Genomic DNA, 25,847 nt, shown 5'->3' on the forward strand with positions numbered 1-25,847 from the left:
GTGAGTTTAAGTTTCGGACTTCTGGCTTCTTGCTTCCAATTTTCGACTAGGAGGGTTGTATGCAATTTATAGTAGTCATTGGACGGTTAGCTTTTGTAGCTCTTATCTATCTATTCATATTCCGTATTTTTACGGCGCTTATGGCAGATCTCCAAATTAAGGGGATTTTTCAGCGCCCAAATAGTGAATATGGACGGTTAGAGGTACTGACTGGGGCAGAAGCGCTTTCAAAAGGGAGTGTTTTCCGGGTGGATGGAAAAGGGCTACGTTTAGGGCGTGGTAAGCATAATGATATTGTTTTACCAGATCATTTTGCTTCCATTGACCATGCTGTTTTTAGGTTGAAAAAAGGATTGACTATTGTGGAAGACCTAGGAAGTACAAATGGAACCTGGGTCAATGGAGAACAAATTCATTCTCCAGTGCAAATGGTTCCTGGGGACTATGTGAAAATTGGAAGTATTACCTTCCAATACTCGAGGTGGCAAAATGAGAGTTCTAAGCTTTAGTGAAAAAGGATGTATTCGTAAAAATAATGAGGATTCTTTTCTGGTGTTATCCCAGCAAGGTTTCTATGCAGTGGCCGATGGGATGGGGGGACATCGCGCGGGAGAAGTAGCTTCTTCAACAGCATTACAAGAATTAGAAAAATTGGTTCCACAATTGCTTGAGTTTGAGGGGCAGGCTTTGGAAAATGGGTTGACTGAAGCCTTTATGCATGCCAATAGAGTCGTCAATGATGCATCAACGAATAAACCGGAAAATGCCGGGATGGGAACGACTATGACAGTTTTGCTGGTGCGCAGTAACACTGCTGTTATAGCCCATGTCGGGGACAGTCGGGCTTATTTGTGGAGAGATGAGGCGCTGACCTCCTTGACGGTAGACCATTCGTTAGTTGGGGAACTTGTGCGTTTAGGACAGATCACACCTGAAGAAGCGGAAAAACACCCTCAACGGCATGTACTAATGCGTGCGATAGGTGCAGACCAAGAGATTAAGGTGGATTGCCGTAGTATAAACATTCAGACCGGGGATGTCTTTCTTTTATGCACTGACGGTTTTTCTAATCTAATCAGTGATCAAGAACTTGCAGAAGAATTTCAAGAACCGAGCTCATGGGAGGGACGGTTTGAGAACTTACGAAAGCTTACCTTAGAACGAGGTGCACCCGATAATTTCACAGCCTTGTGCTGTATATTGGAGTAAGGCCGATGATTCATCGTTTAACCACGCGCATTGTCATTTTAGGAATGATGTGGCTAGGACTTAGCCTTCTTAAGTGGGAGAGCCTGAGTACTCAACTCTTTACACAAACGCTGATTTTCTCGGCCATAGTTATTCTGGGATGCTTGATGGAACAAATTTTCAATTATCAAGGGGATCCCTATATCTTACCAGTGGTCCAGGCAATAATGGCTTTAGGGCTTGTGTTTGTAGTGCGAATTAATCCAAATGTTGCCCTGCACCAATTCTGGTGGGCGAACATTGGGCAGGTGCTCTTCTACATAGTTTTATGGGCAATGCACGATTATCGAAAGTTAGGAAGGTTTAGATATCTCTGGGGACTTTTAGCAGTTGCCTTGTTGTTGGCGACGTTACTGTTTGGTGCCGAGGAAGGCGGTGCAACAAGCTCATTCAAATTCTTGGGAGTTGGGATTCAACCAGAGGAATTTGTCAAACTAGCTTTGCTTTTATTCATGGCAACGTATTTGGAAGAAAATGAGGAGTTGTTGCGGGTAGGTACTGTGCAGTGGGGGAGATTCTCTTTACCTGACTGGCGGACTTTAGGTCCGTTTATGATCATGGTAGCTTTTATCCTTGGAATTTTGGCTGCTCAAAAAAGCTTAGGGACAGCTTTGGTGTTCTATATGCTCTTTGTGCTTATGCTTTATGTTGTGACCGAGCGGGCCCTTTATTTAGGAATATCCTTTCCGATTCTTCTGCTCACAGGAACCGTAGGCTATATGCTCTTTAGACATGTGCGTGTCAGAGTGGCAGTGTGGATGAATCCTTGGCTAGATCCCTCAGGTGGGGGGTACCAAATTGCCCAATCTTTGTTTGCTATTAGTGGTGGTAAGATTCTAGGAACTGGGTTAGGAAACGGCATAGGAGCTACGACCGTACCAGTAGCCATTAGTGATTTCGTCTTTTCCGTCATTGCGGAAGAACTTGGTTTTGCCGGGGCCATGGCTGTACTAGTCATGTTTCTCATTGTTGTTATGAGGGCTTTTGCGGTTAGCTTAAGGGCCAAGGATCGGTTTGGACAAATCCTAGCTGCTGGGATCGGAATTCTCCTCGGAACAGAAACGTTGATTATTCTCGCGGGGGTCACTAAACTACTGCCCTTGACAGGTATACCACTTCCCTGGGTAAGTTATGGGGGTAGTTCCCTCATTGTTCACTTTATTTTGCTAGGACTTTTACTGAATATCTCAAACGCCACCGCAGTAGCTTCCCACAGCACAAAGAATAAGGGAAGGGAGTATGCAACATGATGAGAGGAGTACGTCGTGTAGCGCTTGGTATGGCCTTTAGTTTCTTTATGCTAAGTCTGGGCTTGGTCTATTGGCAGGTTGTTCAGGCGGATACGTTGCTGGAAAATCCCGCGAATCGTCGCCTGATACTTATGGAAAATCGCGTGAACCGGGGAGGAATTTTCGATCGTAATGGCGAAATACTAGCACAAAACCAGACTTCCAACGGTAAAAAGGTTCGGGTATATCCCAAAGGGGAAATGTATGAGCCACTACTCGGTTATTCGTCAGTAAAATATGGTTCCTCCGGTCTCGAAGGAAGCACGGCAGATTGGTTGCTGGGAGTCAGGAATGCAACGCCTACCCAAACCGTTCAACAGCTCTTCGCCCTTCCCCGCCAAGGAAATGACGTGGTACTTACGTTGGATTCACGGCTGCAGACCATTGCCTATAACGCGCTCAAAGGGAAAATGGGGGCAGCTGTGGCTATCGATCCTCAGACTGGAAAAGTCTTGGCAATGGTAAGTCAGCCCAGTTTTGATCCCACAAGCCTCGAAGAGAATTGGGCTAACATTAATAGTCGGGTACAGGAAAGACCGTTTGAAAACCGTGCTTTTTCCCTCTTCCCACCTGGATCAGTCATGAAGGTGGTTACGTCTGCAGCCTTATTCCGAAGTGGGATTAATACCACTGATCTGTACGAAAGTACGGGCTCGGCGATTATTAATGGGCAAACAATTAACGAGCAAAACGGCAAGGCATTTGGCTGGGTTAACTATAATATGGCATTAGCCAACTCCAGTAACGCGTACTTCGCAACATTTGGAGTACAGGCGGGAGATAAGAATTTCCTTTCCGCGGTCAAAGGCTTCGGTTTTGGACAAAAAATTCCTTTTGAACTTGATGTTCGAATGAGTTCTATTACGAAAGCAGACAAACTTCCTGCGAAGTTGACGACAAACCTTCTCGCTGCCAGTACGTTTGGTCAAGGGGAAGTACTAGTAACACCCTTTCATATGGCGTTAATAGCAGCCGGTATCGCAAACCATGGGGTTATTATGACCCCGCATCTAGTTGAACGTGTCTTAGACCCTACTCAAACTGTTATATTTGAACCTAAACCCCAGCCTTGGTTAACTGCACTTTCTAAAGAAGAAGCCGATAAAATTACGAGCGCGATGGTGACTGCAGTGACCGATGGAACAGCTGCACCGGGGGCCTTGCCTAATGTTCAGGTTGCGGGTAAGACTGGTTCAGCAGAACCTGGAGGAGATGTCCCGACGCATGGTTGGTATATTGCTTTTGCGCCAGCGGAGGCTCCACGGATCGCAGTAGCGGTTATGGTGGAAAATGGTGGAACGGGTGGAGGGGCGGCTGCTCCAATTGCAAGACAAATCATGCAAGAAGCATTGAGCCAGAAAGTAGGTGACAAATTGTGAGTAAAATCTTTGGGGGACGATATGAGGTCTTGGAGCGAATAGGTGCCGGCGGTATGGCGATTGTCTACAAGGCCAAGGATATACTACTGAACCGTGTTGTAACGATAAAGGTACTTCGGGAGCAGTTTGTCACAGATGAAGACTTTATTCGTCGTTTTCGGAGGGAAGCGCAATCTGCAGCGAGTTTGTCCCATCCCAATATAGTATCAGTTTATGATGTGGGTAAAGAAGAGGATACTGAGTATATTGTCATGGAATACGTGGAGGGTCGTAATCTCAAAGAAATTATTCGAGAGTACGCTCCACTGTCTACAGATCAATCGATTAACCTGGGGCGGCAAATTACTGAGGCCATACAAAATGCTCATGAGCACCATATTATTCATAGGGATATTAAACCGCACAACATCCTGGTGACGGAGGACGGACAGGTTAAGGTCACGGACTTCGGGATTGCACGGGCCGTATCTTCGGCAACCGTGACCCATACTGGAGATATCATTGGTTCGGTTCATTACTTGTCGCCAGAACAGGCTAAAGGGTTGCAGAGTAACGAGCAATCAGACATATACTCCTTAGGGATCGTTCTTTATGAGTTGATCACAGGTAAAGTTCCGTATGATGGTGAAACCCCGATTACCATTGCCCTAAAACATCTCCAGGAGCAGGCTGTATTGCCAAGTAAGATAAATCCTCGGATCGAAAAGGAATTCGAAGCTGTTATCATGCGAGCAATCGCAAAGTCGCCCGAACAAAGGTATTTATCGGCCAAGGATCTTTTAACTGATCTGAACCATATTCAGGCTGGCCGGCCGATTTCGAGCGTGGCGATCCCTCTTACTGATGACTCAGAAGCAACCCAGACTCACAAGGGAATGGGCAAGATTTTAGCACCTATCCAGCCAAATGATTCGCCGGTCGGGGGGAAAACCTCCCCAGCCAAGACAGAAAAGAAAGATAATAAAAAACGCCGGAAGTGGATTGTGGGGGGGCTCGTACTTCTCTTCCTCTTGTTAGCCATATGGTTGATAGCCAAAAACCTTACAACAGGAGAAACAAAGGTCCCTGATGTTGTCGGGAAAGCAAGCCCTGTGGCGGAGCAATTTCTGAAAGCGGAAGGACTAACTCTTGACCCGAACGTCATAGAAGGGTTCAGTGATACGATTGCTAAAGATCTCATCATTGATCAGGAACCGAAAGCTGGGACATCCGTTAAACTTGGCAGGGCCATTAAAGTCACAGTCAGCAAAGGCCCGGAAACGGCGATATTTCCAGATGTAACGACCGTAAAGACGTCTAAAGCAAATGCCATAATCCAAATTGAGAATGAGGGGTTTACTGGGGAAATAACCTTTGAAGCTCAACCTGATGCGACTGTACCTAAAGGTTTTGTGCTCGCCCAGAGTGTTATGCCAGGTGCTACTTGGGCGAAAACCGCGCCATTTAAATTGACGATCAGCGATGGTGCGCTAAAGGAAACGATTAATATGCCCTATGTGCTTGGCATGACCTCCGTAGAAGCCAAAGCTCTACTTGAAAAGAATGACCTGATTGTGCTAATAGAATCCCAGACCACTACTGCTTATGCCAAAGATGTGGTGATAAGTACGACTCCTAAGCCTGGAGAATCCATTGTGCAGGGATCTGAGGTTACGATGGTTGTCTCGATTGGACCTGGACCACTTGCCCAAGGAATTGATCCTGTGGCGGCTCTAGCCCAGATCATCGGATCTGTATCAATAAAACGGTAAAAAAATTCCACAGTAACCGTTAATTTAGTAGAAGAGCGAGCGAGCCTCACGATTGGATAAAATGATAAATAAGGAGTATTTATGATCGAAGGAGTTTTACTCAAAGGGTACGGCGGATTTTATTATGTCTATGCGGAGGACCGAGTATGGGAATGTTCTCTGCGCGGTCGCTTTCGTGTAAAAGATCAAGACTTTTTGCCGGGAGATCGGGTGAAAATTCTACCAGACGAGGAGAATAAGGCGACGATTGAGGCTGTTGAGCCACGGCGAAATGCTTTGATTCGTCCGACAATTGCCAACGTGGACCAGGCGATTTTGGTCTTTGCGATGACATCCCCTAAGCCGGATCTAAATCTTATGGATCGCTTGTTGGTCCAGGTGACGGACGCGGAGATTGATCCCATCCTAGTTTTTACCAAATTAGATAAATATGAAGAGGATTTAAAGACTGGCTCTGAGGAACTTACAATTATGGATGTATACCGCAAAATCGGATACACTGTGTTTGAAGTTTCCAATGAAACGGGCCAGGGGATAGAGGCGGTCGGTGCCGGCTTAAAGAATAAAATCAGTGTACTTGCCGGACCTTCTGGCGCTGGAAAATCAAGTCTCTTTAATGCATTATCGACCGGCAAGAAATTAAAGACAGGGGAATTAAGCCTGAAGTCTAAACGTGGACGGCACACCACACGTCACGTCGAATTAATGGTTTGTGCTGGTGGACTTGTTGCCGATACACCTGGATTTTCTGCTCTCTTTTTACCGGATATGAACCGATTAGAGTTAGCAGAGTGCTTTCCAGAATTTGCCCAGCGTCGCAGCCAATGTCGGTTTAGTAGCTGCATCCATGATAAAGAACCAAATTGTGCTATAAAAGAAGCCCTCGAAAACGGAGAAATCGCTTCTTCTCGATATGAACACTACTTAATATTCTTGCAAGAAGTAATTGCAGCAGAGAGGAGATATTAATATGATTCAACTTGCTCCTTCCATTTTATCCGCCGATTTCTCTCGACTAGGAGAACAGGTGCGTTTGGTTGAGGATGCTGGCGCGGAAGTCTTACACATTGATGTGATGGACGGGCACTTTGTACCGAATCTTACCTTTGGACCGGCTCTTGTAAAATCACTGAGGGCCCATTCTAGTATGCGCTTTGATGTTCACCTAATGGTGGAAGCCCCGGAACTTTTTATTTCAGACTTCGCTGCGGCTGGTGCCGATCACATCACTGTTCACTTAGAGGCCGCAAGCCACCTACACCGAGTGATTCAACAGATCAAAGAACATGGGATGACGGCTGGAGTCTCACTCAACCCTGCGACACCATTAGATGGTATTAAGTATATTTTGCAAGACTTAGATATGGTGCTATTAATGACGGTCAACCCTGGATTTGGGGGGCAAAAATTCATAGCGAACGTTATTCCGAAAATCCAAGTTCTCCATCGCCATCTTAAACAAACTGGGTCCTCTTGTCTGATCGAAGTCGATGGAGGAATTAATCTGGAAACGGCACCTGTAGCGGTAAAAGCGGGGGCTAATATTTTGGTGGCAGGGGCTGCTATTTTCGCACAACCTGATCCCAAACAAGCTGTGGAAAAACTTCGTCAAGCAGCACACTCTGGGATAAGTGAGTAATGAAAATTGCGGTCTTAGCTAATGGTACTTGGGATTCCGAATGGGGAAGTCAAGTCCTAAAAGAAGTGGATTATTTAATATGCGCGGATGGGGGGGCTAACCATGCCGCCCTTTCGGGACGGATACCTAATCTTTTAATCGGGGATTTAGATTCGATTAAGCCAGAGGTCTTAACACAATGTGAAAATGCGGAATGCGTTATTGAACGATTTCCCTGCGAAAAGGATGAGACGGATCTCGAATTGGCATTAATTAATGCTGAGGAGCAGGCCCGTCTTGTTAGTGAACGGGATATTTGGCTATATGGGGCGACTGGAGGGCGAATCGATCATCTAATGGGTAATATGGCTTTGATGCTCGCCTATGCCAGAAGAGGGTACCGGATTCACTTGGTCGATCCCGAACATGAGATCTGGATTCTGCTAGGTCGCGAATGTATTCGGCAGTTGCCTGGACAAGAACTTTCCTTGATCTCTTTGTCTGAAAAGGCTGTGGTTACAACAGAAGGGCTGCATTACCCTCTCACACGGGGAGTGTTATTACAGGATTCTCCGCGTGGTATCAGCAATGTGTTTCTTGGTGTAGAGGTTGTGGTTGAGGTGCACTCAGGGTGGGTGCTCGTGGTTTTGCCCAAATAGGGCTTTGTAGCCGGGAGGTCGTGATGTTGCTGCACTCACCCACAGCGCCGTCGCTATCGCGCTTAATTACGAAGCGAGCTTAGGCAAAACCTCTGGGCTTTTCTGCATGTGGGGAGGTCGTGATGTTGCTGCGCTCACCCACAGCGCCGTCGCTATCACGCTTAATTACGAAGCGAGCTTAGGCAAAACCTCTGGGCTTTTCTGCATGTGAACCTTGCCACGCTACAGCTTCGTAATGTAAGCGCGATTGACGCGACTCTGCTGAATGGGTTCGCTCCGCAACATCACGCCCTCCGGGCTTGGGACGAAAAGGGACGAAACGACCAAGGAACGACCAAGGAACGACCAAGGAACGACCAAGGAACGAACTTAGAACGACGTGGATAGGAACGGTTGAATTGCTGCGCTCTCAACAGCGCTGATGGCGCTTTTGGTAACGCTTTGGTATTAAATGATCAGAAAAGGAAGACGATAAATGCAACATGATGAATTATTAATTGGTACGATGCTTGAGGGTAGGGCTCGGTGGGTCGCGGTTAGGACGACGGATACGGTTGAAGAGGCTCGTAGGAGACATGGGATGTCGCCGGTTGCTACGGCGGCTTTGGGTAGGTTGATGACGGGGACTCTTATTTTGGCTAGTTCTCTTAAAGGAGACGAGAGTATTACTTTGCGATTATTGGGAGACGGCCCTTTGAAGGGGGTTGTTGCTGTGGGAAATGCGCAAGGTGAGGTGCGGGGTTATGTTCAGGAGCCATTGGTGGATTTGCCGTTAAAGGATTCTGGCAAACTTGACGTGGGGGCGGCGGTCGGACGTGGCGAGTTGGCTGTTAGCCGAAGTTTGCAAAATGGTGAGGTTTATACTGGCATGGTTCCTATGGTTAGCGGAGAAATTGCAGAAGATCTTGTGCATTATTTGTTGACGTCGGAACAGATTTCGTCGGCTATGCTGCTGGGTGTGCTGGTAGAAAAAGATTATCATGTGGCTGGAGCAGGGGGGCTATTAATTCAACCGCTGCCTGGAGCGACAGAAGAGGATATTCAAGCCATTGAAAGCCAACTGGGGCAATTAGACACGGGAATAAGCGAACTGGTAGCTCAGAGCCAATCTATGGACGAAATGTTGGAGCGGTTGATGGGACAACTTGCCTTTCATGTCTTGGAGCGTCGTGAGGTAGAATTTTCTTGTACATGTACAAAAGACCGCTTGAGTGATACCTTGGTCTCAATTGGTAAAGAAGGAATAGCAGACCTAATCACGGATCAAAAAGCCGAGATGGTCTGCCATTTTTGCAACGAACATTATCAATTTACGCTAGAAGAACTTCAACAGATCTCGGGAAGGTGTTAATGGAAGTGGTGTGAAATTGATACCGCACCACAGCGCCTTCGTTCTCAACAGCGCCTTGTTGGGTTTCTCATTTTGAGGCTGGAAGTTACCGGGAAATGAAAAAAGCCCGATATAATATCGGGCTTTTGATTCATTAGCTAGCGCGCTGAACTTTTCCTGAACGTAAGCATCTGGTGCAAACTTTAAGTCGGGTGGGAGTACCGTTCACAATCGCACGAACGCTTTGCAAGTTTGGTTTCCAAGTTCGCTTTGTCCGTATATGAGAGTGGCTGACTTGAAATCCAGTGGTTACTCCTTTGGCGCAAACTGCACAAACATTAGCCATGCTCTAAAACCTCCTTTGCAACCGAAATGACACTTATATATATTATCAAAACTCTTGCGGGTTGGCAAGGTGTCGCGGAAAAATTTCTCAATGAAAATTTTTCTTTGAACATTTTTGATTTACTTGGTAGAATAAGAGCAACGTGGACGATACCGAAAAGGGAGGGTCCTGTTTATGGGAAAAGAGATTATTAACACTTTAGGTAAGATTGATATTTCTGAAGAAGTGATATCCACGATAGCAGGTGCTACCGCTGTTGAGTGCTACGGCTTAGTGGGCATGGCCTCACGCAAAATCACAGATGGGTTTGTGGATTTACTAGGACGCGAAAACTTGGCTCGTGGCGTGGTAGTTTCTATTAAAGACAATGAAGTGGTTATCGATCTCTATATCGTTGTCGGGTATGGTGTTAAGATTTCTGAGGTTGCGGCTAGTGTTATGGAACGAGTCCGTTATACTACCGAGAAGCTCACGGGATTAAACGTGTCCCAAGTGAATGTGAACGTTCAAGGTGTTCGCATTTTGGAGTAGTGCAAAAGAGTAGGGGGATACGGTTTTGGGAGCAACGACTAAGACAAAAAGTGGAGCAGACGGACAACTTTGGAAACAAATGATGGTTGCAGGAGCTAAGGCTTTAGAACTTAAGAAACACGATGTGGATGCCTTGAACGTTTTCCCTGTGCCAGATGGGGATACAGGCACGAACATGTTTTTAACGATCCAATCGGCAGCAAGGGACTCGGAAAAAGTAACTAGTCAGGCTATCAGCGATGTGGCAGCAGCGGCTTCGATGGGATCCTTGATGGGCGCCCGCGGAAATTCTGGGGTCATTCTCTCTCAACTTCTACGAGGGATTGCCAAAGGGTTCGAAGGGTTGCTAACGGCAAATCCTCTGCAAGTGGCTCAAGCTTTGCAAGCCGGAGTGGATACGGCATATAAAGCGGTTATGAAGCCTGTCGAGGGCACGATTTTGACGGTTTCTAAGGAAACAGCGAAGGCCGCTCTCACTAAGGCTAAGGGGGGAGGGTCACTTCTCGAGACCCTTCAGGATGCTCACAATAAGGGTATGGAATGCTTAGCAAAAACACCAGATATGTTGCCAGTGCTAAAACAAGCGGGGGTAGTGGATGCTGGAGGACAAGGGTTCCTCATTATTTTAGGTGGCTGGATCGCTGTCCTAAAGGGTGAAACGGTTACTCCAGATAGTCGCTACGAAGTCGGACAAAAGACTGCGCCAAGCAGTCAAGATACTCATGACATACAGCGGGAATTTATGCGGATTGAAGATCTTGATTATCCCTATTGCACTGAATTTCTGATTAAAGGGACCGATTTGCGTGTTGAACGAATACGTCAGGATCTGAAGGATCGTGGGGACAGTTTACTGGTTGTCGGAACACCTGAAGTTATAAAGATTCATGTGCACGTAAAAAACCCAGGGAAAATCTTAGAATATGCTATACAGTGGGGTTCACTTCACCAAGTTCAAATTCACAATATGCTCGAACAAAACGAGAACATGGCCCACGCGATGAAAACTGAGCCAACTGAATTAACAGAGGCAGTGTTTGAGGAAACCAGCACTTTCAGCGAGACTCAACCAATGAAAGAGTTCGGCTTGGTTGCCGTAGTGATGGGGCAAGGAATAGCTGATGTCTATAAAAGTTTGGGTGTCGATGAAGTGGTGTATGGCGGTCAAACCATGAATCCGAGCACGGAAGACTTGGCGGAGGCCGTGCGCAAGATTTCGGCACGCCATGTTTTCATTCTGCCTAATAATGGGAATATCATTATGGCAGCACGTCAAGTAGGCGATATCATACAAGATCGTGGAGTTTCTGTAATTTCTAGTAAATCAATTTCCCAAGGAATTTCCGCTCTATTGAGTTTTAATGCAGAAGGGGAAGCAGAGGCTAATGTTAAGAATATGGAACGTGCGCTAGGTAATGTCGTTTCAGGAGAAGTGACTTATGCGGTTCGCGATTCACAGTTTGGGACTATAAATATCTCGTCTGGAGATATTTTAGGACTAGTAGAAGATGCGATTGTCAGTTCTGGCCAATCATTATTGGAGGTAGCACAGGCAACGTTGGAAAAAATGGATTGGAAAACACATGATTTGGTTACCATATTCTATGGAGAAGAAACAAAACAAGATGAGGTTGAACGTCTCGGAAATTGGCTTAAGGAAGAAAATCCGAATGTCGAAGTAGAGGTTCATCCCGGTAGGCAACCGCTCTACTATTATATTTTTGGTGTGGAATAGGTTACCCTCCGGAATTTTTCCGGAGGATTTTTTTTACTAGTCAGAAGTATAACTTACAGTTATATATCTGGAAGGTCCCTTCTCGCCATCACGGCTAGGGATACTCGGAGGAGGATGCGATGTGGGTAGGAGTAATGTATTTGATCTTCTTGGACCGATTATGGTTGGACCGTCGAGTTCGCACACTGCAGGTGCAGTGCGGCTGGGGGCGATGGCCAGAAAGATATTGGGTGAAGAACCTGTAGAAGGGACGCTTAGTCTCCATGGATCATTTGCAAAAACAGGGAAGGGACATGGAACAAACTTGGCGTTGATCGCGGGTCTTTTGGGGATGGCCCCAGATGATGAACGGATTCCAGAGGCAATTAACATAGCAAAAGATCTCGGTCTGAACTTTGGCTTTAAAATTGCAGACCTCGGAGATGTTCATCCGAACACGGTTAAGTTTGAACTGCTTGGAAAGACTGGATGCCATGCTCAAGTTGTCGGGTCGTCCATTGGTGGAGGAACTATTGTCATTCGAGAGATTAATGATTTTAAGGTGGAAATTAGGGGCGATTATCCCACATTAGTTATTCTACACCAGGATCTCCCGGGGCTTGTGGCACAGGTGGCACTTCTCTTGGCAACTGCCCAGACCAACATTGCCCGGATGCTAGTTTCCCGAGAAAAAAGGGGAGCTCAAGCCTTAATGGTATTGGAAACCGATGAGTTGGTCGACGATGCTGTTCTGGTTTTAATGCGGAGACTACCGAAAATTTATCAGGTATTGGCAATTGAACCGTTAGAATAGGAGTGAAACTATCATGCGTGCTTACGAAGATTTGGTTATTGAGGCTGAAAACAGAGGGCTAAAAATTAGCGAAGTCGTATATCAAAATGAGATGGAAGATTTGCAACAATCGGAGCAAGCACTTTTTCAACGCATGCGTAAAAATTTAAAGGTAATGAGAGAATCTGTTGCAGTAGGTCTGAGTAGTGAAGGTCGTTCTATATCTGGTTTAGTAGGGGGAGATGCAGTCAAAGTAGAGGGCAGGCGGAAAACAGGAGAGAGCTTGGTTGGAAAACAACTAAGCGGTGTGATTGCCAAAGCCCTTGCTGTGGCCGAAGTTAATGCTTGTATGGGGAAAATCGTTGCAGCGCCGACCGCGGGTTCCTGCGGAGTAATTCCTGCGGTCCTACTAACGGTTGAGGAAACCCTTCAAGTCTCAGAGCAGGAACTTTTACTCGCCCTTTTCACTGCAGCTGGGTTAGGGATGATTATTGCAGAACGAGCGAACGTTTCTGGTGCAGAGGGTGGGTGTCAGGCTGAAATAGGGTCTGCAGCAGCTATGGCGGCAGCTGCTGCAGTAGAATTAGCCGGAGGCACCCCTCGGCAGACTGCGGACGCTGCGGCAATTGCCATGAAATCAATGCTGGGTTTAGTTTGCGACCCTGTGGGTGGGTTTGTGGAGGTCCCCTGCGTCAAACGAAATGCAACGGGGGCAATGATCGCTATGGCTGCGGCTGAAATGGCACTTTCGGGTGTGAAGAGCGCGATTCCTATTGATGAGGTTATTGATGCTATGGGCGAGATAGGTAAACAAATGCCCTGTGCTTTGAAAGAAACGGCGCAAGGCGGGCTTGCGATGACGCCGACGGGACGACGAATTCAGGCTGATTTTCTATGAAAAGTACTCAGGTCCAACTCGTCTTAAATAATTTGCAGCGGGCACTTTTGGCTGAGGAGAAACAGGGATTCACGAACACTGGAGTATTAGGAGGATTTAACGTTTTTATGCGGGGGATATTGCCTCGACTTGAGCAGATATTTCCGGGATATGACATGGATTTGCTGAGAAGCTTGGCTATGCAATACCCGAGCTGGAGTCCACTCAGACGAAGAGAGGCTTTTTCGGAACTCCGCCGGTTTATGCAAGAAATTTCCTTGGAGGCTCAAGGGCGCTTGGTGCAGAGTGAGCCATCGAATGTAGATTTAAAACTTCAGGGGAAACAAGATTTAGAGGAGATAAGAGATGTACCGGGGAAACATATATCGGATAAACAGGAAGATCAAAAACCACTAGAAAAACAAGAAGTAGAAAAGAATAACGACAAAGCTCATTCTGTGGGCTTAATAAAGAGTCAAGAAATCCCTCTCGAAAGAGCTATGAAGGGATCTAACTTGGTTTCTTTGCAATCAAAGCCTTTACAATACTTAAAAGGAGTGGGACCAGAAAGGGCTAAGCAGCTTGAAAGGCTTGGCATACATAATATCCTAAATTTGTTGCAATATTTTCCTCGACGGTATGAAGATCGCCGCAAGCAACTAATTGCGGAGTTGCAAGAGGGCGAAATGGCAACAATTGCGGGGAAAGTGGTAGCGGGAAATATAACAAGTGGCAAGATGAAAGTGGTTAAATTAAGTATTGAGCAACAAGGGCGTTTGTTCCAAGCGACATGGTTTAACCAAATTCATATTCTCAAACAATTCCCTGCAGGAACAGAAGTTGTGGTAACGGGAAAAGTTCGTTGGAAACAGCAGGTACCAGAAGTAATGGCGACAGATATCGAAAAAGTTAATGTAAGTGTTCCAGTGAATGGCCCTGATCTGGGGTCTCAAACGATTTTACCGGTTTATTCAGAAACGGCACGTTTATCCTCTAAAGTAATACGTAACATAATTCAAGGTGTCTTGGAGCAAGTTGACACAGGTTTTCGAGAGATACTGCCCCATGAAGACCAGTTGGAATGGATGGAGAGATCCCTTGCTTATCGAGAAATACACTTTCCGGAGAATTATACAAGTTTGGCCCATGCAAGGGAGCGCCTAGTCTGGGAAGAAATTCTCTTTTTACAATTAGCGGTCGCCGGACTACACAAGGGCATGGAACGACTTGACAGTCCTCCATTATTGGGGGGAGAAGAGAAGATCCAAAGTTTTTATGAGGCCTTGCCCTTTAAACTGACGAAGGCTCAACAAAGAGTGATCCAAGAGATATTTCAAGATTTAGCTAGGCCACAAGGAATGGCTCGATTGGTCCAAGGAGATGTTGGTTCTGGAAAAACAGCGGTTGCTATGGCGGCGCTACTGCGCGCGGTAGGGTCAGGGTATCAAGGTGCTATGATGGCTCCGACAGAAATATTAGCGGTCCAACATTACCAATCGCTTGAGAAAATATTCACCTCAATAGGGATTTCTGTTGTCTGTTTACTGGGTAGTCAGAGTAAAAGTGTACGGGAGGAAACATTAGCAAAGATTGCGAATGGTGAGGCACAAGTCGTGGTAGGAACTCATGCTCTAATTCAAGAAACGGTCATATTTAAAGCGTTAGGTCTTGCTGTTACTGATGAACAGCATCGCTTTGGAGTACGGCAGCGTTCGCTTCTTCAAAGTAAAGGGGAAAGTCCTCACGTATTAGTCCTTACAGCTACGCCAATTCCGCGGACGTTGGCCTTGACGCTATACGGCGATTTGCAACTCTCTGTGCTCGATGAGATGCCGGTTGGGCGAAAGGCAATAATAACTCGCAAATTGGCGGAACGTGCCCGCCCTAAAATGGAAAAATTTTTAGATGAGCAGATTAACTCTGGGAGGCAAATTTATGTTGTTTGTCCGTTAGTAGAGGAATCAGAGACGCTCGACCTTATTTCGGCGACGCAACGTGCCACAGACCTACAAGATAGGTTTCCCAACCGTCGCGTCGCCCTTTTGCACGGTAGAATGAAGGGAATAGAAAAAGAAACGATTATGACGGCGTTTCACGCCGGTGAGATTGATATCTTGGTTGCTACGACCGTCGTCGAAGTCGGGGTCAATGTCCCGAATGCTACGGTAATGGTGATTGAATCTGCTGAACGGTTCGGTCTCGCGCAATTGCATCAGCTTAGGGGAAGGGTAGGACGAGGGAAAGAACAGTCATACTGCTTTTTGTTGTCAGGAAACAAAGATAGTCGTCGTTTAGACATTCTCTGTCAAACAGAGGATGGGTTTAAGATTGCTGAAGAAGATATGCGCTTGCGTGGAACGGGGGAATTATTAGGGACACGACAGCATGGTTTAGCTGAGTTACGGCTGGCTGATCTCTCACAGGATGGTCATCTTGTCGAGAAGGCCTACCAGATGGCACAGAAAGCACTGCAAGACCCGGAAAAGTATGAGCTGCTTTTTCAGGAAGTGCGGAGGACGTTTCCTTTAGAGGAAATTGGAGTGCATTAGTTCCGCGTCACACCACCTCGGCCATGCGATTGTCGTGGGAGGGTCGCTCATTCACAGATGGAGGTCATTAGAGATGGAATCAAGACGATTGCAACAGTACATAAGATCTATTGAATTAAATCGAGCGGAAGTTCCATCGTTTACCGAATATCCTTTCAATTTAGCGGCAATTAGGAATTTAGAAACACTATCATTTCATCCGAAGGTAACATTTATTGTCGGAGAAAATGGTTCTGGGAAGTCAACTATATTGGAATCAATAGCGGTTTCCTATGGCTTTAATGCCGAAGGAGGAACTAAGAATTTCAATTTTTCATCGAGAGCTACTCATTCGGACTTGAATAAATATATTAGACTTGTCAAAGGATTGAAAAGACCAGAAGATGGTTTTTTTCTGCGAGCGGAAAGCTTTTATAATTTGGCGACGAATATCGATCAATTGGACGCAGAACCTTCCTTTGGACCACCTTTAATCAACTTTTATGGAGGGCGGTCTCTCCATGGACAATCACATGGAGAGTCATTCTTTGCAGTTTTTCAAAACAAATTTCGAGGTAATGGCATATATATTCTAGATGAACCTGAAGCAGCTCTATCGCCCTCACGGCAAATGTCAATGATTACGAGAATCCATGAGTTGGTTCAACAAGGGTCGCAGTTTATCATAGCAACCCATTCTCCAATCATAATGGCTTACCCCCACGCACGTATATATCAAATTCAAGAGGGCTTTGAAGTAGTAAAATATGAAGAAACTGAACATTATCAGATAATGCGAGCATTTATCAACAATACCCAGAAGATGTTAGATATTCTCATGGAATGAGATTTGAATCCTTGGCAAGATTTGCCGGGTATGCTTGTCTCAAAACAATCAAATAATATAACCAGATTGAAGCAAAGAATTTTTTTGCTCGGCAGCAGCGAAGTAGGTCTGCTGCCTTTACAAATAATATCTGAGGAGGTGGAAGCTTTGGCTAAGACATCGAAACCAATGATCCAACTCACACCAGAATTAGAAAAATTTAAGTATGAGGTTGCTCAAGAGATTGGGATTGCTAATCGAAAGCACAAAAGTTTTCCCAATACGCCACAAAAATAATTTAAAGTAGAAATGGGTCAGGTTGGTTAAAACCAACCTGACCTATTTCTATTGAAGACTACACTTCCTGTGCAGTCTTCAAGGTTCTACCGCGTCCTATCCAAGCTAAGTTGTCTAAGCTGTGCTAAGGCCAAGCCAATTCATCTCTATTGTAAATAACGCTCGTAGTCTGCACGATCAATTCCAGGGTGCAAACTGATCGCCAAAGCACCTGCAATAATTTTAGCAGTTATTTTTATAAGCTCATCAATTTCTTTTGGGGTAACCATCAGGTTTCCTTGGAATGGGGAAAGCACATTATCAATAATTTTGCTGAATGTTTCAGGTTTAATACCCTTATAAAGCTTATATACGGATGGTGTGCTTACGAATTGCTCAAAAACTCCTTCAACTGCGTCATGGGCAATCACAAATGCATTAACGACTGTAGGGAGTCCAATGGCAATTACTTTACAGCCCACTGTTTCTTCATTAATGCCAGCCCGTGGATTTCCAACGCCTGAACCAGGATGAATGCCAGTATCAGCCAGCTGAATACTTGTCCCAACACGTTCCAGTGAGCCGGCTGCAAGGGCATCGATGGCAATCACCAAATCTGGCTTGACGTGTTCAACGATGCCACGGATAATTTCAGCGGTTTCAATTCCTGTAATCCCTAAAACGCCTGGGGCAAGGGCGCTCACTTTGCGCATATGACCTTTTAATTCGTCTGGAGTGAGTTGAAATAGATGACGGGTAACCATAGTCTTATTAATGACTTGAGGACCCAGAGCATCGGGTGTAGCATTCCAGTTACCTAATCCGATTATTAAAATGCTGGCATCTTCTTTAAGATTCATTAGTTCAATTAATTTGTCTGCTAGTACATGAGTAATGTCTTCATGGATGATATAATTATTTGTTCGGATTTCTGGAGCATCTATGGTAATGTAGTGTCCTTTAGGTTTACTGATCGCTTCGGCTCCTTCGTCGGTCTGGACGGTAATAGTAGTGACTTTAGCATGTTCAAATTCTTGTTCATCCATTAAGACGCCAGGGATTTCTACACCACTTTCTCCTCGTAAGAGCTGGTGGGCCTCAACTGCTAAATCGAGTTGTACATTGAGGTGGCGATATAGTTCTGATTTTTTCATCTTCTTGACTCCTTTAAATGCATTTAAAAAAGTCACTGGGGCTAAAGAGCTCCAGTGATCAGAGAGGAAAAACGAAAGGAAGAGTTGGATGGGGGAAGGGCACTCGATGATTCATGTTATGTTCATCGCTTGCAAAATTAGTATTAGCTTAAAAAGATAATGATATACAGGAAAATCTAGGGATTATTTAATCTTTAACGGCTGTGGTATACTTATGAGATTAGATGTCAATTATTCAACAATTGTGCTGTAAAGAATATTAAGCTCTGCTATAATGTAATCTGGAGGGTTTATGCGGATTATTGCTGGTGAGATGCGTGGCCGTCTACTTAAGACGGTAGAAGGAATGCAGACACGCCCGACCTCGGATAAAGTTAAGGGCGCAATTTTTAATAGTTTAGGGAATAAAGTCTTGGATGCGCGTGTCTTAGACCTTTTTGCTGGAACCGGAAACTTGGCGATCGAAGCACTTTCTCGAGGCTCACGTGATGCGGTGCTGGTCGAAAAGAGTCGTGACGCACATCAGGTAATACGGAAAAATATTGAACAAATGGGAGTTGGCCATAAAGCCAAACTTTTGCTGTTGGATGCTTTTAAGTACATAGATAGATACCCTGATGAGGTTTTCGACCTTATTTTCCTAGATCCCCCTTATCGGGAGGGACTTGTTTTAAAGGTTATATCGACTTTAAAGGAACACCCTTGTTTAGCAGCAGACGGTGTAATCATTGCTGAGACAGCTAAGGACGAGGAACTAGATGGTGATATCTATCCGTTCGAAATTCGCAAAACAGGGAAATATGGTGATACTAAGGTATGGTACTTACAGAGGATGGATGTATGACGAGAGGGAGGATACAAGTGGAAAACGATATCATGAGTTTGCTCAATGAAGTGGAAGAAATTATTGATCATGGGACTAAGATCCCGATGACTGGGAAAGTTTTAGTTGATGATACTGTGATCTTCGAATTACTGGATCGCGTACGTGCAGCCATGCCTGAGGAGATAACTAATGCTAAATGGGTCTTAAAGGAACGGCAACGAATCTTAGATGAAGCACAAGTGGAAGCGCAGAAACTAATGGAACAAGGAAAAACATACGTTGATAAGATGGCTATTGAAAATGAAGTGGTTAAGCAGGCGCAGATCTACGGAGTAGACATCGTTAGGCAGGCGCAAACATTTGCCCATGATGTAAAAAGTGGTGCCGTTCAATATGCTGATGAAATGCTCCAACATGTTGAGAAGAGTTTGTACGAAACGCTTCAGTCCCTTCGGAATAATCGAGAGGAACTAAAGGGGTTAGCCAAAGAAGACCGTGATAAAACAGGTAAGCCTGAAAAAGAGAAGGACGAGTAACTTCTTTTTGAACGAGTTGTGGGGGCGGTCCTTTTAACATACTTTAAAGTGTGTTAAGAGGACCGCCCTAAACACGTTCCTAGATTATCTGGGTTGTCGTACCAAGACGAGAATGAATAGAAGAGTCATGATACCCATAAACATTACAGAACTTGCTTGCCAAGTATTCCAGAAAACAACGGATGTACTAGGAAATTGAATAGCGATAGTAGAAGTGGGTATCTCCACAAAAGTGAGAAAGACTTGGCTTAGTCCTAGTGCAATGATTCCTTGAAGTGTTCGAGCAACTACGAATGGAAAGAAACGCAAATCAGTTTCGCTAATAAATCCAGCAACTTGGGCAAATACTGAAAGGCCGCTCCAACCCATAAGAAGTGCTAGGAGTGCAACTTGATGATTAAGCTCAGTAACAGCTTGAATTGTCCCTTGACAGCCTAACGTCATCTCAAAAAGACCATTGAAAAAAGCTTGCAGAATAGGAATTGGGATTGCCTCGATAAACACATGGCTTAGGGTCGCTAGAAATGTGATGACATGCCAGACATTTAAGAGGCGGAGGATCACTGAAAAAAAGGCCATAAATCCTGCGACCATCAGTACAGTGGTTATACTTTGCTTGATGGCTTCACTAAGGATTTGTCCGAAGGCACGGTTGTCTTTGAATTGAGCTTCTTTCATCTCTTGCCAAGCTCGTCTGAACGAAGGTAAACGGCTCGATTGTCGCGGACCAGTGGTAACACGGTAATAACGGAAGAGGAAACCGACCAACAAATTGGCGAGATAAATAGAACTTGAAAGGATTATTCCGAGTGCGGGTTTACCTAACATGCCAGAGGCAACGGCACCTAGCATAAAGCCGGGACTGGGGTTATTAGTGAATGCCAAGAGACGTTCTCCTTCTACGCGTGTAATCTCTCCAGCTTTACGAAGCCGGGCGGTTAGTACTGCGCCCATAGGAAAGCCGGACGTGTAACCCATAGCCACTACAAAGGCCGCCTTGCCAGGCAGGCGAAAAACAGGACGCATGAAGGATTCCAGAAGAACTCCGAGGAAATGGACAAATCCAGCCGACATGAGGAGTTCGGAAAGAATAAAAAAGGGGAGCAAAGCAGGGAGGACAAACCGCCACCATAAAACCAACCCTTCACCTGCAGAGCTAATAACTTCTTGGGGATAGATAAACATGCCTAGGGCTAGGAGACCTAAGGCAAAGACTCGAGCAACGGTGGACATTACTTATCACCTTCCTACACCTTCCTTCATAATTTATATGGAAGAATGCTTGGACCTAGAAGTTGTAGTAGGGAGGAAAATATAATGAGCCTCAAGAGAGGTCTTGTTTTAGGTTCCGGAGGGGCTCGGGGCTTTGCCCATCTGGGAATATTACAAGTACTCAATGAACAAAAGATAGAGATTGACTTGGTGGTGGGATGTAGTGCAGGAGCGATATTTGGAGCGTTATGGTGCGCTGGATCGGATCTGTATCGTATTGAACGGCTTTTTACTTATCCTGGATTTGCCAAAAAGTTGATTGACCCTACTGTTTCCAGAGAAGGTTTGATAAAAGGGGATAAAATTCTTGAATTGATTCGTTTACTGACTAAGGATATGTCGTTTGCAGATTTATTGATTCCCTTAGCTGTTATAGCGACAGATATTGAAACAGGAGAACTTGTAATTTTTAATGAGGGAAGTGTGGCACAGGCTGTTCGGGCAAGCATTTCTATTCCTGGGTTTATCAAGCCTTATCGTTATCAAGGTCGTCTGCTCGTTGACGGTGCGGTTAAAACCCGTTTACCAGTAAAGGTTGCACGGAATATGGGGGCGGAGAAAATACTAGCCGTTGATGTTAAAAAAGGGCTAATGACTAATCCTTCTAGTGCCATGGATATTTTGCTCCAGTCCATTGAAATTCTCGAAGATGATTTGTTACGTGCGCAGCGCCAAGATGTTGAGTTGCTGATTCAACCAGATATCGGACACATTGGCAGTTTTCAGTTCGACCGTGCTGAAGAGGCAATTCGTCTTGGACGGTGCATAGCATTGGCGAAATCTTCTGAAATAAAGAGATTAACGACGTAAGGGTTGAAAAAACGTGGAATTTTGTGCTACACTTAAGGCGACATAATAAAGCATCTGTACTGGGCAAAAATGGAAGCAATAAAAAGCGAGAAATAGATGTTTTCGGGAACACTATGGTTATTAATACTTAGAATTCTGTGAATTGGGGTAAAAATATAAAGGGGCTAAATAAATGAAAATTCTTGTTCTTAACTGTGGAAGCTCTTCACTTAAATATCAAGTCATTGATATGGACACTAGGAATCCGATTGCTAAAGGATTGGTAGAGCGTATTGGGCTTGAGGGTTCAGTTCTTACGCATAGTGCCTTAGCGCGGAAAAAAGAGGTTATTAAGACAGAGATTAAGAACCATACTAAAGCAATCGAGCTTGTACTCAAGCAATTGGTAGATCCCGAGTATGGGGCCCTTAAAGATCTAAAGGAGATCTATGCTGTAGGTCATCGTGTGGTCCACGGGGGCGAGACATTCGCAAAATCTGTAATAATCAATCCAACGGTCATGAAAGCTCTCAAAGACTGTATCGAGCTTGCTCCGCTTCACAATCCTCCCAATATCGCTGGAATTAAAGCATGTCAGAAAATGATGCCTGAAACTCCTCAAGTGGCTGTTTTTGATACGGCTTTCCATCAAACGATTAGTCCTTCTAGTTATATCTACGGATTACCTTATGAGTTTTATGAGAAATACGGGATAAGAAAATATGGCTTCCACGGGACATCCCATAAGTATGTCAGTCAACGTGCTGCAATCCTTCTCAAAAAACCAATTGAAGAGTTGAAAATCATTAGTTGTCACCTAGGTAATGGTGCCTCGATTGCGGCTATCCGAGGAGGGAGATCCGTAGATACGTCAATGGGCTTTACTCCTCTAGATGGACTTATGATGGGGACACGCTCAGGCGCCTTAGATCCGGCAATCGTTACTTACATTATGTGTCGAGAGAACTTTACTGTTGATCAGATGAATGACTTTCTGAATAATAAATGTGGCGCTTTAGGGGTTTCAGGGATCAGCAGTGATTTCAGGGACATCGAAGTGGCAGCTAAACAAGGAAATAATCGTGCCCAGCTGGCGTTAGATATTTTTGATTATGACGTCAAGCAATACATTGGCGCTTATGCCGCTGCAATGGGTGGGGTGGATGCCCTTATATTTACGGCAGGGGTTGGCGAAAATGCCCCAAATACACGAGCATCTATTTGCAAGAATATGGAATTCTTCGGCATAGACCTTGATTTGGAGAAAAACAAGGTCCGGGGCGAAGAAGTGGACGTTGCCAAAACAAACTCTCGCTGTCGGGTTCTTGTAATCCCGACAAATGAAGAACTGATGATTGCTTTAGAAACACTTGAATTAACTAAATAGTTAGGGCTCAGTGTATTGTCTCTACGATTGTTCTTGGCCTAGTAAAGAGTTTCCCTTGACAAAGAAAAATGTGCCAACTATAATAATGAATGTGTATTGGGGTGGTTAATATGAAAGTGAATGTAGCCGAGGTTCGATACAGCGAAGGTGAAAGTGTCCATTTTGAGCTAATGGAGGATTTTTCTTCCTTTGATTTGGGAACTGAAGCCCTCTCGTTTCACGCACCTGTACATGTTCAACTTCAGGTGAACAACACCAACAAAGCGATGCTGGTTTATGGAAACATTCAAACGGAACTTAAAGCGACTTGTGGGCGCTGTCTGGAAACGTACGTATATCCATTGAGTCTCTCCTTCCAAGACGAATGGGTTTTTCGGGCGCAGGCAACCGAAGATCTGTTAGAATCAGCACTCCTATTGGACAAAGATGAGGTCGATATCAAAGAGCGCATCTTTGAACAAATTGTGTTAGCTTTACCTATGAAGTTCATTTGTTCAGCAGAGTGTCAGGGGCTATGCCCAACCTGTGGTGCGAATCGCAATCTGACTCCGTGTCATTGTGGAGAGGATAACCTTAACCCTCGCTTTGCAGCACTAGGTAAGTGGCAATCCAATGACTAATTAATTTTTGAGAACTTAAAGGGGGTGTAATTTATGGGTGTTCCGCAACATCGCCAATCAAAATCCAGAGTACGTAAACGTCGGGCTATGTGGAAACTAACTGCACCAAACCACATCGAATGCCCCCAATGCCATAAACCAAAAATGCCTCATTATATCTGCCCTAGCTGTGGGTATTATAATTCTAAGGTAGTTATTGCTGTCGGGGAATAAGGTTTAGTACGCAAAAACAAAGAACTCTTTTCAAAAGAGTTCTTTGTTTTTTTTAGGATACAGTGCAACGCGTCTTGTGTCCTAAGAGAATATAATACAGGAATGCTCTAATATTCCATCAGCAATCGACAGGGTTATTTCTTGAAAAGTGTACCGACATAGTTTATAATTGTGACCAGGTCATAATTTTGAAATTCGATTGTTAGTTATACATTTCATGGTTTGACACCTGAATTTAGGACTTCGAAACATGATTTAGTATTTACAATGTTAATCAAGAAACTGTAATTAGGATAAGAAATGGTGATATAGATGGGCCGTAGGAGTAAAGAGGAACGCCGCAAAATATTAGGGGAAGAGCTCTCTAAACATCCGTTCTTTACAGATGATGAACTTGCGGAAAAGTATAAAGTAAGTGTCTCGACCATTCGTTTAGATCGTGGAGAACTAGGAATTCCTGAACTACGTAAACGAACCCGGGCAGTTGCCCAGGAAGCGTACTCAACGTTACAGTCGTTAGATTACCAGGAACTGATCGGGGACTTGCTAGAACTTGTTATTGGTGAGAGAGCTTGTTCAGAGCTAGTGATTGATGAGAGTATGGTTTTGACCAAGGCTCGAGTTGCACGTGGGCATTATTTATTTGCCCAAGCTAATTCCCTGGCCATTGCCTTAGTTGATGCACCTATGGCTTTGACTGGCAGCGTCAAGTTAAAGTTCTTACGGCCAGTTCAGTTAGGTGAGGTCGTCGTGGCTGTCGGAAAGGTTCTAAAACGAAAGCAGAACAAATATTGGGTCCAAGTATCTGTACATGTTGGTACAGAGGAAGTGCTTCAAGGAGATTGGGTACTCTTTGCATTAAATGGTTCGGATGTACGGGAAATGGAGGTGGAATAGTGAGAATTGCAGTGGATGCCATGGGTGGAGATTATGCCCCGGAGGAGATAATAAAAGGAACGCTGATGGCCGCTGAAAAATGGCCTAATGTGCAGCTTATCCTAGTGGGCCAACAAGAGCGGATCCTACCATTTTTCGTAGGCGCCAAACCCGCTAATATATCCCTCGTAGAAGCGTCTGAAGTGATAGGGATGGATGAACATCCAGCAAATGCTGTTCGCAAGAAGAAGGATGCCTCAATCGTGGTTGCGAGCCGATTGGTTAAACTTGGCGAGGCTGATGCTGTTGTGAGTGCAGGTAGCACTGGAGCACAGATGGCTGCTGCACTATTAGGTTTAGGACGTATCAAGGGAATCGAACGACCGGCCATTGGGACAGTCCTGCCAACTGCGGAGGGAGGAAAACTTATTCTCGATGTAGGAGCTAACTTGGATGCGTCACCTGAACAACTTTGTCAGTATGCACTGATGGGTAGCATTTACGCGGAAAAAATTTTAAAAATTCCAAATCCGCGCGTTGGCTTGCTGAACATAGGAAGTGAAGAAGGGAAAGGAAACGAACTGACTCAGAAAGCGTATTCTTTGCTTAAAGTTGCTCCCCTTAATTTCATTGGGAATGTTGAGGGCCGGGATGTACCTTATGGGCGTGCTGACGTGGTCGTTTGTGAAGGGTTTGTCGGTAATGTTTTGCTTAAAACGGCTGAAGGATTAGCTGGAGTACTGTTTCAGTTGATTAAGGAGAAAATTACTTCGAATTTAATTCGCAAGTTGGGTGCTCTAGCGGTGAAACCAGGTTTAAAAGAGATCGCTCGGATGATGGACTATGCTGAGTATGGCGGAGCTCCTTTGCTGGGCGTTAATGGAATTAGTATAATTTGCCATGGGAGCTCGAAAACAAAGGCAATCTTTAATGCCATTCGAGTGGCCCAAGAATGTATTGATGTGCGTTTGATTGAACAGATCCGAGAAGGTATTCCTAAATCGTGAGA

28 protein-coding genes are annotated in these 25,847 nt (G+C 45.0%); 25 read left to right on the forward strand and 3 right to left on the reverse strand.

The window, feature by feature from the left end; genetic code table 11:
* Window positions 1–59: 59 nt before the first annotated feature.
* The 10 genes from E4K67_RS03905 to hslO all read left to right on the forward strand — a co-directional run bounded on the left by E4K67_RS03905 (window position 60) and on the right by hslO (window position 9,295).
* Window positions 60–509 carry an FHA domain-containing protein gene (locus E4K67_RS03905; RefSeq protein ID WP_135545060.1) on the forward strand — a complete coding sequence of 150 codons (450 nt, stop codon included), beginning with the start codon at window positions 60–62 and terminating at the stop codon, window positions 507–509.
* Window positions 490–1,209 (forward strand): Stp1/IreP family PP2C-type Ser/Thr phosphatase, encoded by a 720-nt coding sequence (locus E4K67_RS03910; protein ID WP_135545061.1) that lies wholly within the window; start codon window positions 490–492, stop codon window positions 1,207–1,209. The genes E4K67_RS03905 and E4K67_RS03910 overlap by 20 nt, the downstream gene beginning before the upstream one ends.
* 5 nt (window positions 1,210–1,214) lie before the next feature.
* On the forward strand, window positions 1,215–2,498 hold the full coding sequence (locus E4K67_RS03915) for an FtsW/RodA/SpoVE family cell cycle protein (RefSeq protein WP_135545062.1): 1,284 nt from the start codon (window positions 1,215–1,217) through the stop codon (window positions 2,496–2,498).
* Window positions 2,495–3,916, forward strand: a complete 1,422-nt coding sequence (locus tag E4K67_RS03920) for a peptidoglycan D,D-transpeptidase FtsI family protein (RefSeq protein ID WP_199242449.1) — start codon at window positions 2,495–2,497, stop codon at window positions 3,914–3,916. Before E4K67_RS03915 ends, E4K67_RS03920 begins: the two co-directional genes overlap by 4 nt.
* On the forward strand, window positions 3,913–5,667 hold the full coding sequence (pknB, locus tag E4K67_RS03925) for a Stk1 family PASTA domain-containing Ser/Thr kinase (RefSeq protein ID WP_135545063.1): 1,755 nt from the start codon (window positions 3,913–3,915) through the stop codon (window positions 5,665–5,667). Before E4K67_RS03920 ends, pknB begins: the two co-directional genes overlap by 4 nt.
* 81 nt (window positions 5,668–5,748) lie before the next feature.
* Window positions 5,749–6,636, forward strand: a complete 888-nt coding sequence (gene rsgA / locus E4K67_RS03930; protein ID WP_135545064.1) for a ribosome small subunit-dependent GTPase A — start codon at window positions 5,749–5,751, stop codon at window positions 6,634–6,636.
* A gap of 1 nt (window position 6,637) precedes the next feature.
* Complete coding sequence (gene rpe / locus E4K67_RS03935; RefSeq protein WP_135545065.1) at window positions 6,638–7,306, forward strand: ribulose-phosphate 3-epimerase; 669 nt, start codon at window positions 6,638–6,640, stop codon at window positions 7,304–7,306.
* On the forward strand, window positions 7,306–7,944 hold the full coding sequence (locus tag E4K67_RS03940) for a thiamine diphosphokinase (protein WP_135545066.1): 639 nt from the start codon (window positions 7,306–7,308) through the stop codon (window positions 7,942–7,944). The genes rpe and E4K67_RS03940 overlap by 1 nt, the downstream gene beginning before the upstream one ends.
* 207 nt (window positions 7,945–8,151) lie before the next feature.
* Window positions 8,152–8,331, forward strand: a complete 180-nt coding sequence (locus E4K67_RS03945) for a hypothetical protein (protein WP_135545067.1) — start codon at window positions 8,152–8,154, stop codon at window positions 8,329–8,331.
* An 88-nt stretch (window positions 8,332–8,419) separates the two neighbouring features.
* Entirely contained in the window at window positions 8,420–9,295 is an 876-nt protein-coding gene (gene hslO / locus E4K67_RS03950) for an Hsp33 family molecular chaperone HslO (RefSeq protein WP_135545068.1), read from the forward strand.
* 133 nt (window positions 9,296–9,428) lie between these two features.
* Here hslO and rpmB read toward each other — a convergent pair whose 3' ends face one another.
* The gene (gene rpmB, locus E4K67_RS03955) at window positions 9,429–9,620 is read right to left on the reverse strand and encodes a 50S ribosomal protein L28 (protein WP_135545069.1); all 192 of its coding nucleotides are present in this window, start codon (window positions 9,618–9,620) and stop codon (window positions 9,429–9,431) included.
* Between the two features lie 174 nt (window positions 9,621–9,794).
* Between rpmB and E4K67_RS03960 the strand changes: the two genes are divergently transcribed.
* From E4K67_RS03960 to E4K67_RS03990, 7 genes are all read left to right on the forward strand, one after another.
* Window positions 9,795–10,151 carry an Asp23/Gls24 family envelope stress response protein gene (locus tag E4K67_RS03960; RefSeq protein ID WP_135545070.1) on the forward strand — a complete coding sequence of 119 codons (357 nt, stop codon included), beginning with the start codon at window positions 9,795–9,797 and terminating at the stop codon, window positions 10,149–10,151.
* 79 nt (window positions 10,152–10,230) lie between these two features.
* The gene (locus E4K67_RS03965; RefSeq protein ID WP_135545188.1) at window positions 10,231–11,886 is read left to right on the forward strand and encodes a DAK2 domain-containing protein; all 1,656 of its coding nucleotides are present in this window, start codon (window positions 10,231–10,233) and stop codon (window positions 11,884–11,886) included.
* 121 nt (window positions 11,887–12,007) lie between these two features.
* Window positions 12,008–12,679 (forward strand): L-serine ammonia-lyase, iron-sulfur-dependent subunit beta, encoded by a 672-nt coding sequence (gene sdaAB / locus E4K67_RS03970; RefSeq protein WP_135545071.1) that lies wholly within the window; start codon window positions 12,008–12,010, stop codon window positions 12,677–12,679.
* 13 nt (window positions 12,680–12,692) lie between these two features.
* Complete coding sequence (gene sdaAA, locus E4K67_RS03975) at window positions 12,693–13,556, forward strand: L-serine ammonia-lyase, iron-sulfur-dependent, subunit alpha (RefSeq protein WP_135545072.1); 864 nt, start codon at window positions 12,693–12,695, stop codon at window positions 13,554–13,556.
* Window positions 13,553–16,084, forward strand: coding sequence for an ATP-dependent DNA helicase RecG (gene recG, locus E4K67_RS03980; RefSeq protein ID WP_135545073.1), 2,532 nt, complete (start codon window positions 13,553–13,555; stop codon window positions 16,082–16,084). The genes sdaAA and recG overlap by 4 nt, the downstream gene beginning before the upstream one ends.
* Before the next feature lie 73 nt (window positions 16,085–16,157).
* The gene (locus E4K67_RS03985; protein WP_135545074.1) at window positions 16,158–16,910 is read left to right on the forward strand and encodes an AAA family ATPase; all 753 of its coding nucleotides are present in this window, start codon (window positions 16,158–16,160) and stop codon (window positions 16,908–16,910) included.
* Between the two features lie 3 nt (window positions 16,911–16,913).
* Window positions 16,914–17,186, forward strand: a complete 273-nt coding sequence (locus E4K67_RS03990) for a small, acid-soluble spore protein, alpha/beta type (protein WP_135545075.1) — start codon at window positions 16,914–16,916, stop codon at window positions 17,184–17,186.
* A 146-nt stretch (window positions 17,187–17,332) separates the two neighbouring features.
* On the opposite strand, the gene gpr is transcribed toward E4K67_RS03990, so the two are convergent.
* On the reverse strand, window positions 17,333–18,319 hold the full coding sequence (gpr, locus tag E4K67_RS03995; RefSeq protein ID WP_135545076.1) for a GPR endopeptidase: 987 nt from the start codon (window positions 18,317–18,319) through the stop codon (window positions 17,333–17,335).
* A gap of 292 nt (window positions 18,320–18,611) precedes the next feature.
* Between gpr and rsmD the strand changes: the two genes are divergently transcribed.
* Window positions 18,612–19,163, forward strand: coding sequence for a 16S rRNA (guanine(966)-N(2))-methyltransferase RsmD (gene rsmD, locus E4K67_RS04000; protein ID WP_135545077.1), 552 nt, complete (start codon window positions 18,612–18,614; stop codon window positions 19,161–19,163).
* A gap of 17 nt (window positions 19,164–19,180) precedes the next feature.
* Window positions 19,181–19,681 (forward strand): ATPase, encoded by a 501-nt coding sequence (locus E4K67_RS04005; RefSeq protein ID WP_199242450.1) that lies wholly within the window; start codon window positions 19,181–19,183, stop codon window positions 19,679–19,681.
* An 84-nt stretch (window positions 19,682–19,765) separates the two neighbouring features.
* Here E4K67_RS04005 and ylbJ read toward each other — a convergent pair whose 3' ends face one another.
* Window positions 19,766–20,914, reverse strand: a complete 1,149-nt coding sequence (gene ylbJ / locus E4K67_RS04010) for a sporulation integral membrane protein YlbJ (protein WP_135545079.1) — start codon at window positions 20,912–20,914, stop codon at window positions 19,766–19,768.
* Between the two features lie 84 nt (window positions 20,915–20,998).
* Here ylbJ and E4K67_RS04015 point away from each other — a divergent pair, with 84 nt between their 5' ends.
* From E4K67_RS04015 to plsX, 6 genes are all read left to right on the forward strand, one after another.
* The gene (locus tag E4K67_RS04015) at window positions 20,999–21,763 is read left to right on the forward strand and encodes a patatin-like phospholipase family protein (protein WP_135545080.1); all 765 of its coding nucleotides are present in this window, start codon (window positions 20,999–21,001) and stop codon (window positions 21,761–21,763) included.
* A gap of 172 nt (window positions 21,764–21,935) precedes the next feature.
* A complete protein-coding gene (locus E4K67_RS04020) occupies window positions 21,936–23,129 on the forward strand; it encodes an acetate/propionate family kinase (RefSeq protein WP_135545081.1) in 1,194 nt (397 codons plus the stop codon).
* 110 nt (window positions 23,130–23,239) lie between these two features.
* Window positions 23,240–23,749: a YceD family protein gene (locus tag E4K67_RS04025; protein WP_135545082.1), complete on the forward strand. Its 510-nt coding sequence runs from the start codon at window positions 23,240–23,242 to the stop codon at window positions 23,747–23,749.
* A 33-nt stretch (window positions 23,750–23,782) separates the two neighbouring features.
* A complete protein-coding gene (gene rpmF / locus E4K67_RS04030; RefSeq protein ID WP_135545083.1) occupies window positions 23,783–23,962 on the forward strand; it encodes a 50S ribosomal protein L32 in 180 nt (59 codons plus the stop codon).
* Between the two features lie 312 nt (window positions 23,963–24,274).
* On the forward strand, window positions 24,275–24,859 hold the full coding sequence (gene fapR, locus E4K67_RS04035) for a transcription factor FapR (protein ID WP_135545084.1): 585 nt from the start codon (window positions 24,275–24,277) through the stop codon (window positions 24,857–24,859).
* Complete coding sequence (gene plsX / locus E4K67_RS04040; RefSeq protein WP_135545085.1) at window positions 24,859–25,845, forward strand: phosphate acyltransferase PlsX; 987 nt, start codon at window positions 24,859–24,861, stop codon at window positions 25,843–25,845. Before fapR ends, plsX begins: the two co-directional genes overlap by 1 nt.
* Window positions 25,846–25,847 lie beyond the last annotated feature (2 nt).

It is taken from the genome of Desulfosporosinus fructosivorans (assembly GCF_004766045.1).
GTDB lineage: Bacteria > Bacillota > Desulfitobacteriia > Desulfitobacteriales > Desulfitobacteriaceae > Desulfosporosinus > Desulfosporosinus fructosivorans.

What these genes read in the sequence shown, in the direction of transcription:
- recG (WP_135545073.1), top strand. Translation starts at nt 13,553, where the DNA reads ATGAAAAGTACTCAGGTCCAACTCGTCTTAAATAATTTGCAGCGGGCA.
- E4K67_RS04025 (WP_135545082.1), top strand. Translation starts at nt 23,240, where the DNA reads ATGAAAGTGAATGTAGCCGAGGTTCGATACAGCGAAGGTGAAAGTGTC.
- E4K67_RS03960 (WP_135545070.1), top strand. Translation starts at nt 9,795, where the DNA reads ATGGGAAAAGAGATTATTAACACTTTAGGTAAGATTGATATTTCTGAA.
- ylbJ (WP_135545079.1), bottom strand. Translation starts at nt 20,914, where the DNA reads ATGTCCACCGTTGCTCGAGTCTTTGCCTTAGGTCTCCTAGCCCTAGGC.
- sdaAA (WP_135545072.1), top strand. Translation starts at nt 12,693, where the DNA reads ATGCGTGCTTACGAAGATTTGGTTATTGAGGCTGAAAACAGAGGGCTA.
- rsgA (WP_135545064.1), top strand. Translation starts at nt 5,749, where the DNA reads ATGATCGAAGGAGTTTTACTCAAAGGGTACGGCGGATTTTATTATGTC.
- hslO (WP_135545068.1), top strand. Translation starts at nt 8,420, where the DNA reads ATGCAACATGATGAATTATTAATTGGTACGATGCTTGAGGGTAGGGCT.
- E4K67_RS03940 (WP_135545066.1), top strand. Translation starts at nt 7,306, where the DNA reads ATGAAAATTGCGGTCTTAGCTAATGGTACTTGGGATTCCGAATGGGGA.
- E4K67_RS04020 (WP_135545081.1), top strand. Translation starts at nt 21,936, where the DNA reads ATGAAAATTCTTGTTCTTAACTGTGGAAGCTCTTCACTTAAATATCAA.
- gpr (WP_135545076.1), bottom strand. Translation starts at nt 18,319, where the DNA reads ATGAAAAAATCAGAACTATATCGCCACCTCAATGTACAACTCGATTTA.
- E4K67_RS04015 (WP_135545080.1), top strand. Translation starts at nt 20,999, where the DNA reads ATGAGCCTCAAGAGAGGTCTTGTTTTAGGTTCCGGAGGGGCTCGGGGC.
- E4K67_RS03965 (WP_135545188.1), top strand. Translation starts at nt 10,231, where the DNA reads ATGATGGTTGCAGGAGCTAAGGCTTTAGAACTTAAGAAACACGATGTG.
- E4K67_RS03985 (WP_135545074.1), top strand. Translation starts at nt 16,158, where the DNA reads ATGGAATCAAGACGATTGCAACAGTACATAAGATCTATTGAATTAAAT.
- E4K67_RS03920 (WP_199242449.1), top strand. Translation starts at nt 2,495, where the DNA reads ATGATGAGAGGAGTACGTCGTGTAGCGCTTGGTATGGCCTTTAGTTTC.
- rpmB (WP_135545069.1), bottom strand. Translation starts at nt 9,620, where the DNA reads ATGGCTAATGTTTGTGCAGTTTGCGCCAAAGGAGTAACCACTGGATTT.
- rpmF (WP_135545083.1), top strand. Translation starts at nt 23,783, where the DNA reads ATGGGTGTTCCGCAACATCGCCAATCAAAATCCAGAGTACGTAAACGT.
- E4K67_RS03915 (WP_135545062.1), top strand. Translation starts at nt 1,215, where the DNA reads ATGATTCATCGTTTAACCACGCGCATTGTCATTTTAGGAATGATGTGG.
- E4K67_RS03910 (WP_135545061.1), top strand. Translation starts at nt 490, where the DNA reads ATGAGAGTTCTAAGCTTTAGTGAAAAAGGATGTATTCGTAAAAATAAT.
- rsmD (WP_135545077.1), top strand. Translation starts at nt 18,612, where the DNA reads ATGCGGATTATTGCTGGTGAGATGCGTGGCCGTCTACTTAAGACGGTA.
- E4K67_RS03905 (WP_135545060.1), top strand. Translation starts at nt 60, where the DNA reads ATGCAATTTATAGTAGTCATTGGACGGTTAGCTTTTGTAGCTCTTATC.
- rpe (WP_135545065.1), top strand. Translation starts at nt 6,638, where the DNA reads ATGATTCAACTTGCTCCTTCCATTTTATCCGCCGATTTCTCTCGACTA.
- fapR (WP_135545084.1), top strand. Translation starts at nt 24,275, where the DNA reads ATGGGCCGTAGGAGTAAAGAGGAACGCCGCAAAATATTAGGGGAAGAG.